The sequence below is a fragment of the Allobosea sp. TND4EK4 genome (assembly GCF_900156025.1).
Lineage (GTDB): Bacteria > Pseudomonadota > Alphaproteobacteria > Rhizobiales > Beijerinckiaceae > Allobosea.
In genome coordinates this window covers 1,028,829-1,038,851 of sequence record NZ_FTMO01000001.1, presented here as the reverse complement: position 1 = coordinate 1,038,851, position 10,023 = coordinate 1,028,829, and the positions used below count along the sequence as shown (strand labels likewise).

The 10,023-nt window shown below is 59.9% G+C and carries 7 protein-coding genes; 4 read left to right on the top strand and 3 right to left on the bottom strand.

The features are described 5' to 3' along the window. Window positions 1–40 precede the first annotated feature (40 nt). The 3 genes from BW981_RS04950 to BW981_RS04940 are packed head-to-tail and all read right to left on the bottom strand — an operon-like array spanning window position 41 to window position 4,445. Complete coding sequence (locus tag BW981_RS04950) at window positions 41–673, bottom strand: AlbA family DNA-binding domain-containing protein (protein WP_076436636.1); 633 nt, start codon at window positions 671–673, stop codon at window positions 41–43. Further along, on the bottom strand, window positions 670–2,613 hold the full coding sequence (locus tag BW981_RS04945) for a restriction endonuclease subunit S (protein WP_083712149.1): 1,944 nt from the start codon (window positions 2,611–2,613) through the stop codon (window positions 670–672). The genes BW981_RS04950 and BW981_RS04945 overlap by 4 nt, the downstream gene beginning before the upstream one ends. Then, window positions 2,610–4,445, bottom strand: coding sequence for a type I restriction-modification system subunit M (locus tag BW981_RS04940; protein ID WP_076436632.1), 1,836 nt, complete (start codon window positions 4,443–4,445; stop codon window positions 2,610–2,612). Before BW981_RS04940 ends, BW981_RS04945 begins: the two co-directional genes overlap by 4 nt. A 131-nt stretch (window positions 4,446–4,576) precedes the next feature. On the opposite strand from BW981_RS04940, the gene BW981_RS04935 reads away from it, so the two are divergent. The 4 genes from BW981_RS04935 (at window position 4,577) to BW981_RS04920 (ending at window position 10,013) form a co-directional block, all read left to right on the top strand. After that, window positions 4,577–4,810 carry a hypothetical protein gene (locus tag BW981_RS04935; protein WP_139333613.1) on the top strand — a complete coding sequence of 78 codons (234 nt, stop codon included), beginning with the start codon at window positions 4,577–4,579 and terminating at the stop codon, window positions 4,808–4,810. Between the two features lie 906 nt (window positions 4,811–5,716). Further along, window positions 5,717–7,756: a hypothetical protein gene (locus BW981_RS04930; RefSeq protein ID WP_244560227.1), complete on the top strand. Its 2,040-nt coding sequence runs from the start codon at window positions 5,717–5,719 to the stop codon at window positions 7,754–7,756. Then, entirely contained in the window at window positions 7,756–8,703 is a 948-nt protein-coding gene (locus tag BW981_RS04925) for an OmpA family protein (protein WP_076436629.1), read from the top strand. The genes BW981_RS04930 and BW981_RS04925 overlap by 1 nt, the downstream gene beginning before the upstream one ends. Then, window positions 8,700–10,013, top strand: a complete 1,314-nt coding sequence (locus BW981_RS04920; protein WP_083712148.1) for an EH signature domain-containing protein — start codon at window positions 8,700–8,702, stop codon at window positions 10,011–10,013. The genes BW981_RS04925 and BW981_RS04920 overlap by 4 nt, the downstream gene beginning before the upstream one ends. The last annotated feature ends 10 nt before the right edge of the window (window positions 10,014–10,023 follow it).

Genomic DNA, 10,023 nt, shown 5'->3' with positions numbered 1-10,023 from the left:
CGCCGCACAAATCCATCTGGAAACCAGGGCCGCATAGGCCCTAAATCAACCCTAGGACTCTCCCCATAACCGGAGGAAAGTCGGGGCTCAGGTCAAGAGGTATCTTGAGCTGCTCGAAATAGGCGGCATAGTCCAGCCGCTCGACGACCTGGTCTTCGCTGCAATCCGCCTGCGCGATGTTGTTCTCGAACGGGCGACGATCGAACTGCCGCCAGAGCTGAGCTTCCTTGGCGCCATGGTCGCCGAGCGGATGCGTGGTTGAGCCGACGCGGATCCACTCCCGTCCATCGAACCGAGTTGGCTGCATCCTCGCTGCTGGTATCTCGAGGACGACAACCGGCTTCCCGTCGATCGCGACCGAGTGGAACGAGATGTTGAGGCGTGGCGTGAGACCCCGCACGAGCCAGGCCTCCAGGTTCTCATTGCCCTTCTTCGCTGTGGTCGGTGTGAAGGCAGTGCCGACGATCTCGTGCGTATCGTCAGTGACACCCCAGATCAGATACGCTGCCTCTTGATCCTCTAGGGTGGCGGAGTTCGACAGAGCGGAGATCCGCTTGCCGATCATCTCTGGGTCGGTGTTGTCGACCTTGAATTCGACCCAGTCCGTCTCGGCCGGCAGGCGAGCGAGTTCGGGCACAAGCCGCTCGTAAAAGCCGGGCTTCCGTTCGCTCATGCGAAGAGCCCGCCTATGGACGTCTTCGGCCCCGCGCCACAAGGCACGAGCCCGTGCCGGCGCATCCAACCGAGCCAAGTGCGAAGTTCATTAGGCCTAAAATTGTCCCGCTTCTTCGTATGCCAGTCATTAAGGAAAGCGGAAATCAGCTCCTGATCAGAAGGCACCTTGCCGTCAATCAGTGCGTCGTTCCAGACCGCGTAAAGCGTTGCAACGGCTTCAGCGGCGTGAGTGGTGAGATCGGCAAAATTGGTGACGAGCTTGTCGAGCTCGGTGATACGCTTATCGCCAAGCCACTGCGACAGCTCAGCTCGATAGCGCCCATTTTCTGCAGCTAGGCGATAGCGGACCATTTTCTGATCACCCGGATCGTCAACGGTGATCCCGGCCTCAGCAACTGCGGCTTCGATTTCACCAATCATCGCCTGATCCAACGGACCATAGGCCGCGCGGATGTAAGACCCAGCAATTTCGTTGATGTTGGCGTGAGCCTCTGCCAGGTAAACGATCTTCTGGAGCTTGGTCCGCCCAAAAGTCGGCTGACGCGCTGAACGCTCAATAATCTCTATAGCGACAAGACGACGAGCGCGCGATCGATCGATCGGGAATGGCAGAACCACGGCCGAGTTTCTCACGTCGATCTTGCCCGTTACCGCTGCGGAGATCAAAGCAGCTCGTCGCTCCTCAAGGAGCAATGTAGATTGCTCGGCTTGAGTTATCAGATCGTCTATGCGTCTACAGTAACACTCGACGTGCGTAGCTATCTGTTTCTGCTCATCCAGAGGCGGAATTGGGCACAGGAAACGCTTTAGCTCGCTCTGCGGGAGATTATTAGCAAGACCCTCAGCGCCGCTAATAGCAATGCGCATCTGCCATCTCAGCGGAGATGAATTAAGCGCGCAAACAAACCATCTTGGATCGAAAAATTCCTTCAATTTTGGTCTGAATATCTTGTCTGATAGCATCAAACCGTGGCGTGTCTCGTTGACATACGCAGTTGATCCGACGAGTTCAGGTGAGCCATTGGCGCGCGATATGAGAATGTCGCCTGCGAGGATCTCATATTTATTAATGGGAATCAGATCGGAAGGCAGAGCTTTGTTTTCAGACGGCCGGAAGATCCCTCGATTTACGCAGCCAGCCTTAAGAACTCCCCATTCTCCCTCTTCAGCTTCCCGAGCCTCGCACTCTGGACTCCAGCCCTGCTCGATCGAGTCCACGATCCGTCGGAGGGCCACTACCTTCCAATGCGCAGGCACCTCGCCGAGCCATTCAATGCCGCTGTCTTTCATAGGCGCGCCAGGGTCCAGGCCCTTGGTAACAGCATGGGAGATGACAGCCTGCCGCTTCTCCTTGAGTAGCGCGATCAGGCGTTGCTGCTCCTCTACGAGCGCATCAATCTTGGCCGTCTCGCGATCGAGGAAGGCGGCAATTGTGGCTTGCTCGTATTGCGGCGGAAGCAGGATCGGCAGGCGAGAGTGGTAGTCAGGGTCAAGATCCCACTGGTTAGGCCTAACGCCCTTCGAGATAGACCGATAAATCGCCGCATACACATCGCATCGCATCAGGTAATTCAAAAATTTATCGTTTTCTTGATGAGTTTTGTTGTATACAAAATAAGCAGGGCTGACAATTCCTCGAATCATAGATATGGCAACAGATCCCTGCCATGCTTTCATTTTATTGATTGCAAGATCACCTATACGAACAAGTTGATGGGATGAGAGGTCTTCTGACGCCTTATTAAAATTATCATCCCGGTCTGATTTTCTGACGATCCCATGATCGCGATAGACAGAAAGCAACTCTTCATCGGCATAGCCTGTTCTTTTAACGCGACGAAATAGGCTCCACAACGGACGGGTCTGCCACGCGACTGGCACCTCAGCCAGCCAGCTGATGCCGCTGTCCTTGTAGCTCGGGTAGGACGGAAAGCTCATGCCGCCAGCCCTTCGAGCATGGCCTTGATGCGCGTTGTTAGCGCCTCAAGGTCTGCGTCGATCTCGAACAGCGGCCGCGGCGGCTCGAACACATGAAAGTGACGCGTGAATGGGATCTCGTAGCCCGTCTTCGTCTTCTCGTGGTCGATCCACGCGTCGCGTGCGTGCGGCAGAACCTCACGCTTGAAGTAGGTCTCAACGTCCTCATTGAGCGGCACGTTCTCGGTGTCGCGAAGGTTAGTATCGGCCTGCGGTTTGCCCTTGGCCTTGCCGCGCTGGCCGAGAACGGGCTTGCCGGTGTCGTCGAGTTGAGGGCGCTCGATCGTAATAGTCCGGTAGCCGAAGGCACTATTGGGGAAGATGCGCGACAGCGGTGCAAGCTTGACCTTGCCGCCCTCGGGGGCTGTAGGGGCAGTCCCGTCCTCGAGCACGACGTGACGGCTGACCTCTTTGCCCTCGGCATCAATGACGGTCGCGAGCTGCGCCTCAACGAACTTGCCGAAGAGTGTCGTTACCGTCGTGATCTGCTCGTCGGACATCTCCTTGCGCTTTGAACCCAGCGTCTTGCGCATCTTGCACCAGAACGAGCTCGCATCAATGAGCTGGACCTGGCCGCGGCGTGCTTCTGGCTTCTTATTGCTCAGGATCCAGACATAAGTGGAGATGCCGGTGTTGTAGAACATGTCGGTCGGCAGCGCGACGATTGCCTCGACAACATCACTCTCCAGCACATACCGGCGGATCTCGCTTTCGCCGCTGCCGGCGCCTCCCGTAAACAGCGGCGAGCCGTTCAGCACTATGCCAAAGCGGCAACCGCCTTCGCTGCGCGGGCGCATCTTGGACAGCAGATGCATGAGAAACAGCAGCGAACCATCCGAGACGCGTGGCAGGCCAGGGCCGAAGCGGCCGTCGTAGCCCTTCTGCTCGTGCTCGGCGCGGACCTGCTTTTCGACCTTCTTCCACTCGACGCCGAAGGGTGGATTGCTGAGCATGTAGTCGAAGTGCCGCCCTGCATGCCCGTCCTCGGACAGCGTGTTTCCAGGCGCGATGTTCTCGATGGCCTGCCCCTTGATGAGCATGTCGGCCTTACAAATCGCGTAGGATTCCGGGTTGAGCTCCTGCCCGAACATTGAGAGGTGTCCGCGGGGGTTGTGCTTGGCTAGATACTCGCCTGCCACTGACAGCATGCCGCCCGTGCCAGCCGTCGGATCGTAGATCGTGCGAACAATTTCGGGCTTGGTCAGTGCGTCGTCGTCTTCGACGAACAGCAGGTTGACCATGAGCCAGATGACCTCGCGTGGGGTGAAGTGCTCACCGGCCGTCTCGTTCGAGATCTCCGCGAACTTCCGGATCAGCTCCTCGAAGGCGAGGCCCATGGCGGCGTTGTCGACCTTCGACGGGTGCAGATCGATCCGCGCGAAGCGCTCAGTGACCTGATAAAGCAGCCCCGTCTTGGCGAGCCGCTCAATCTGAGCGTGAAACTCGAACTGCTCGAAGATGTCCCGGACCGCGGGCGAGAACCCAGCGATATAGCGGAGCAGGTTAGCGCGGACATTGTCCTGGTCGCCGATCAGCGTGTTCAGGTCGAGCGGGTCAGCGTTGTAGAAGCCAGCCTTCGAAGCGCGAAGGAGGAACGGCTCCGGGTTCACACCCAGGTCGGTCTTGGCCTTCAGCTCGGCCAGCACTCCGGCCTTGGTCGGTTCCAGAACGCAGTCGAGGCGGCGTAGCACCGTGAAAGGCAGGATTACCCGCCCATACTCCGACTGCTTGTAATCTCCTCGCAGAAGATCCGCGACCGACCAGATAAACGACGCCAACGCCCGATGATTCATGAGCAACCGATCCCCTCGGAGAGGGGTTGTGTCATGCGGGTCCACGCAGCGACAAGAACGAAGATCGTCGTAGCTGGCTCAGCCGCGTCTAGGTCAACTCAATTGGCGAGTTTCAGGAGGGAGTTATCGCGATGACAACCATGCATTTCGATGAGGGGCGGCAGTCGGCTCCATGGTCGCCATGGCGAGCGACGACGAGGCTGCAGGAGCGGATCGAAAGCGTCGCCGACGATGCCGATCTGGAAGAGGTCTACAACACTGAACGGCGCCCGCTCTATGTCGCCTGCACCCGCGCTCGCGATCATCTGCTGGTGACCGGCATCGAGCCCGCATTCGAGTTTCTGGATGACTCTCGGAGAGGTTGAGCCGCTGCATAGATCTGAGCAACCAGCTTGGTATGGTCCCCGAAGTTCGGCTCTGAACGAACTGACGTCCATGAGCGGACGTTTCCCTTCATGTAAACAAACGTTTACATCACCGCGCCAGAGGACAACTTTTGGAGCCGGAATAGGCATTTTTTGTCAACGTCGAGACGGTTGATTATTGCCGGAACGCCGCTTTATACGGCTCGAAACGAGCCGAAAGTTGACACAAGTTTCCCATATGTTGACAGATCGGGTGCGAATTGGTGTTTTTTCGATTTATGTAAACGTTCGGACTGCAAAGTGAGCGCGAGAAGACCTCACGTGTGGTAGCTTCGTATCAGCTGTCCGACGACGATTGCGTATAGCTGCACATAATTCGGGATGTGCGTCATCGTCGCGTCTAAAGAGCCTTACCCCATCGAGTCGGAAAGCTATTTCCGGGCAGCACTACCGATAGGCGACGCGTGGACGCTTGCCCACAGAGAAGCTGCGCGCGTTGCATAAAACCGTGCTGGGGGCGATGTAACGCCCTAACGCGCAAAGGGATCGGACTGGGCTTACATCATAGGTTCCGACACGGCGCGCCCGATCATTGGGCGGCGCATCCCCCACGGTGAACCTCCCATCTGGTTCCACAGAGCCGCTTGGGGGCAGCATCGAAGTCCTAGACGGGGTCAAGATATCGCATGGGGATGCGTTTTGCGCCCAGCATGATCCGAGGACCTAACCTCCTCTTTTCTCAAACTCGAGCTGCAAGCCACTGAATCTGATGACTTTGCGCCACAGAGCGACGTTCGTCACAGCTGTTCAACACCAATGGGTCCGATCGCGGTTGACGACACATGAGCATCTGTCGTGCTCTCCATAGTTGCGGGCTCGCATGCGTTGGGGGATCGATTGCTGGAAGTGCTGCGTAGTGTCGGCCTGGCCGTCAAGAATGTCGTTCTTGGTATCGCCGGACTGTTGAGAGATGAGTCCGCACCAGGCATCGTGACACTGGTTCTGCTTTTTGGCCTGCTCGTCTGCGTCGCCTTGTTTCTTGTAAGCGTCGCCCGCCGTCGCGCAGCCCTGAGCTGGCTGAGGCTGGAGTTTGTTCAGGCGCTCGGCGCTTCGCCATCGGAAAGCTCCGTTCTGGCGCTGAACGATGCCATCGACGCATCGGTCAATGTCGCCTCGCGCCAGCCGGTCGTGGCGGCCTGGAGGGAATATAGCGAGACCCTGGTTCCTCACGAGGAAAATGGCCAGGTCGTGCTTCGGAACGCCGTTCGCCCTTCGACGTTCTTCAACCTCGAGGACCTTCACTTTTCGCCCGGCTTCTGGCGAATCGTTCCTGGCCTGTTCGTGACGATCGGTCTGTTCTTGACCTTTCTCGGCCTGATCTCGGCCCTGAATTCGATGGCTGCTCCGGCAGGATCGAACACCGCTGATCTGAACATCGATATCAACGGCCTGCTTACGATCGCGTCTGCCAAGTTCATCATGTCGCTGACCGGTCTGCTCTGCTCGATCCTGTTCACGATCGTCCTGCGTTTCGGAACGGGAAGGGTCGATGAGGCCATCCATCGTCTCTGCAGTGAGATCGAGCGCCGGCTGACTTTCATCAGCCTGGAAGAGCTCGCGGTGGAGCAACTGGCCGCAAGCCGTGAACAGAAAGACCATTTCCGGGCAATCGGCATGGAGCTTGTAGCTGAGCTCGGTCGCCCGCTGCGCGAGGAACTGCCCGATCGGATTTCGGCGGCGATCAGCAAGGAGATGCAGCCGCTCCTGCAGCAGGTCGGCCAGATCGGCGCCGAAGGTATGGGCACGATGGTCCAAGACCTTTCGTCTCGCTTCTCCGATGACGTCGGCCGGGCATTGTCGCAAGCCAGCGACAAGCTCGTCGTTGCTGGCGAGCGCATAGCCGAGCTGTCATCCCGCATGGATCAGAGCTCCGGTCGCATGGGATCGGAGATGGATACGGCTGTCGCCCGGCTTGCACAGACGGTCGACGACCTTCGTGCGGCCATGGGAGCCACCGCGGAGACGGCAAGCGGAGCGCTAACGCAAGGCGCAGAGCAGTTGCTGGCTGTCATGAACGATACGCTCCAGGGTATCCGCGACAACACGGGTGAAGGGGCCCGCGCAATCAGTGCCGCGGCCACGGAGATGCGCCAGGCGGCCGAAGCCTTCCGTAACGAGCTCGCGGAGGCGACGAAAGCCGGGGCGGGAGCGGCGCGCGAGCAGATGGTGACCACGGCCGCAGCTGTAAGCGGTGCGATCGACGGTGCCGGGCGTGGCATTCTCGACGCCTTCGGCAAGAGCGCGATCGACATTGCCAAGGCGACCGAGGCGTTCTCGAGCAAGGCGTCGCAGGATCTTCTCGGCCCGCTCGATGCGATCTCAGGGCGGCTCGGCGGCGTGGTGACGGACCTGACCGAGGGAACGACGAACCTGCGGCGCTTCTCTGACGGAATGCGCGCCGGCGCAGAGGCGACACAGCAAGCCGCCGGCCAGTTCCGCGGCGCGTCGCAAGCCTTTGTCGAGGCCGCGACGCCGTTGCGCGCAAGCACCACGAGCATCGAGGGCGCAATCCGGCAGTTGTCGGAGTCGACGCGGAACGTCTCCGAGACGGTCAGCAGATCAGCGAGCGCGACGGCCGAGAGCGCGGCTGCCGCGCTCGCCAACGCCCAGCAGATCCTGGGGGGCGAGGCCCGGGCGATCGAAGCCGCCCTGGCTGGCATCTCCACCATGCTGGAGAAGCTGCGGGGCCAGGGTGACCGCCTCGACGACATCGACGAGAAGCTCGGGAAGGCCTTCGAGACCTATACCGGGCATGTCGCTTCCGCCGTCGAAGGCATGTTCGGACATGTCAGCCGTCTCCAGGACGAACTCAATCCAGCGCTTTCGACACTTCGGGAGGTCGTTGAGCAGGCCGAGCAATTCCGGCCTGAATCGAAGGTGCGCTGATGCGCGGCTCTTCGCGTCGCCGCCAACACGAGGACGAGGAGGAATCGGCGTTCGTCTCGATGACGGACCTGACCGTCAGCTTCCTCTTCATCATCATGATCTTGTTGGCCTGGTCGGCGTCTAAGATATCGAAGAATGAGACCGTGCCTAAGGCCGACTTCGAGAAGGTCGTCGTAGAACGCAACCGACTAGAGCTTGAGAGGGCTCGCCTCGAGGAGGAGCGAAAGCGGCTGCAGCAGCTCTCCGATGAGAGGCGCCAGCGTATTGAGGAACTCGAGAGCAGGATCGCAGAGCTCGAGAAGCGACTGGCGAAGAAAAACCCCCTCGAAGCCTACATGGCTCAGGTCTCGGATCTCCGTCGGAAGATCCTCGAGGGTCTGCAAGCACAGCTCAAGCTCGATTTTCCTGATCTGCAGGTCATGGTGAGCGAGCAGATGGACGCTCTAAGGTTCAAGGGGGACGGGCTTTTCGAAAGCGGGCAATCGAAGCTCTCTCAAGGCAAGCCAGAGATCGTCCGGCGCATCGCGACCAGGCTTAACGAGATTCTGCCCTGCTATACGTTGGGCCGGCAGGCGCGCTGGCAGGCGGGTTGTAACGATGTCGGAGCAGTCATCGAGGCGGTGCAGGTAGAGGGCCACACCGACATCACCGGCAATGAAAACGCAAACTTTACGCTTTCGACCGAGCGCGCGAACACGACCTTCTTTGTCATGAAGGAGCGTGAACCCGCTCTGACCCAACATCGAAACTTGCGGGACCAGCCGGTTATGTCCGTTGCCGGCTATGGCGCGATGCGTCCGATCGTCGACAACGGAACGCCAGAGGGACGAGCGACCAATCGCAGGATCGATCTGCGCATCATCATGTATACGCCGCAGTCTTCAGAGGAGATCGAAAGCATCAGAGCCCGCTTGCGCGACAGCGTGACGGCCGCGGGCACACGATGAAGCTCGCAGCGCTCTTGAACCAGTCCGTTCGCTTTAATCCGCCGGCACTGGCGGATCCGAACCGATTACACGCCAGCGCACGCCGTATCCTCGAGCGGTGGCCGGATGTCGTCGCGGAGCCGCCCGAAAATGATCGTGACCGGCTCGTCGAGGAAATGCGAAGACGGCTCGTCGATGATGACTGGCACGATCTGCCGACCTCGTTCGTGACCCGGGCGGCGCGCGCATTGTTCGACCCGGTGCGGCGGGCCCGCACGGAACTCGCGGCTCTCCGTCAATTCTACCTCGACGAGCTGCGCGTCTCGACCCGACGCAGCTTCCTCGGCGCCATGGCATCCGTCTACATCGGCAGCTACGAGCCTGGTGCCTCCCACACCCGCGCGCTCTCGGCAGCTCTGTCCGAAGCGCGCGCTCGACTCGGAGGACGCTGGACCAGGCTCGAGCAGGCGCTGCCGTCCTGGCTCGATCCCGAGCACGGGCATGAGGCTATAGCTGGCCTGATGATGGGGATGGACGATCCCTGGAATGAGCTGAAGGCGCTGGGTCTCGGCATGCCGCATGCGCCGGGGCTGATGGATCATGCCCATCTCGCCTTCGTCGAAGACATTCGGCCTGGCTTGCGCGATCGCGATGAACTCAAGCGGCTCTTCGGATGGCTGCGACCAGAGCGGCAGGAAGCGCGGTTCTCCGGCGCCGCGGAGGCGATCACAGCTGTTCTCGGGCACTGGCTCTCGACCGATCCTTCGGCAGACGGCCAGCGCTACATCATCGACACGCTGGTCGGCTGCTATGGCGATCCTCGCGTCTCGGCGAGCGGTGCCTGGGCCGGTGTTCCGGAGCAGCACAGGGCCGTCATCCTTCGTTGGCTGACGGGCGAGAACATCCGCTACTTTCTCGACGTCGTGTCGGCTGTCGAGGAGAGCCACATGTGGGAGCCGCGGAGGGAGTTCTGGCTTTCGCTTCACGAGCAGGGCCGCATCGACGGAGCCTGGGTCGCGTTCAGCGCAGAGGCGGCCCGCTATGCGAAGCGGCAAGCAGGCATACGCAGTGGTCAGTCGCCCCTGCGCTATGGACTGCAGACTGCGGGAGGATCGCGTCTCTACACATCCCTGCTGATCCTCAAGATAGGCAACAGGATCCTGGTCGAGGGCTCGCACAGCTACAAGATCCATATCTTCCGAGGAAATTCGCCCGCAGCGCCGGCGCTGTATCGGGCAGAGTATGACTGCGAGCTCATTCGGCTCTCAGCCGGGGCGGAAGCCAAATCTCACAATGGCTACTGGCAGGGTTGGGTCCTGGAACGGATTTGACGAGGCGCTC

Bases quoted from the DNA above. Each gene is read 5' to 3' on its own strand.
- BW981_RS04950 (WP_076436636.1), bottom strand. From the start codon at position 673: ATGAGCGAACGGAAGCCCGGCTTTTACGAGCGGCTTGTGCCCGAACTC.
- BW981_RS04945 (WP_083712149.1), bottom strand. From the start codon at position 2,613: ATGAGCTTTCCGTCCTACCCGAGCTACAAGGACAGCGGCATCAGCTGG.
- BW981_RS04940 (WP_076436632.1), bottom strand. From the start codon at position 4,445: ATGAATCATCGGGCGTTGGCGTCGTTTATCTGGTCGGTCGCGGATCTT.
- BW981_RS04935 (WP_139333613.1), top strand. From the start codon at position 4,577: ATGACAACCATGCATTTCGATGAGGGGCGGCAGTCGGCTCCATGGTCG.
- BW981_RS04925 (WP_076436629.1), top strand. From the start codon at position 7,756: ATGCGCGGCTCTTCGCGTCGCCGCCAACACGAGGACGAGGAGGAATCG.
- BW981_RS04920 (WP_083712148.1), top strand. From the start codon at position 8,700: ATGAAGCTCGCAGCGCTCTTGAACCAGTCCGTTCGCTTTAATCCGCCG.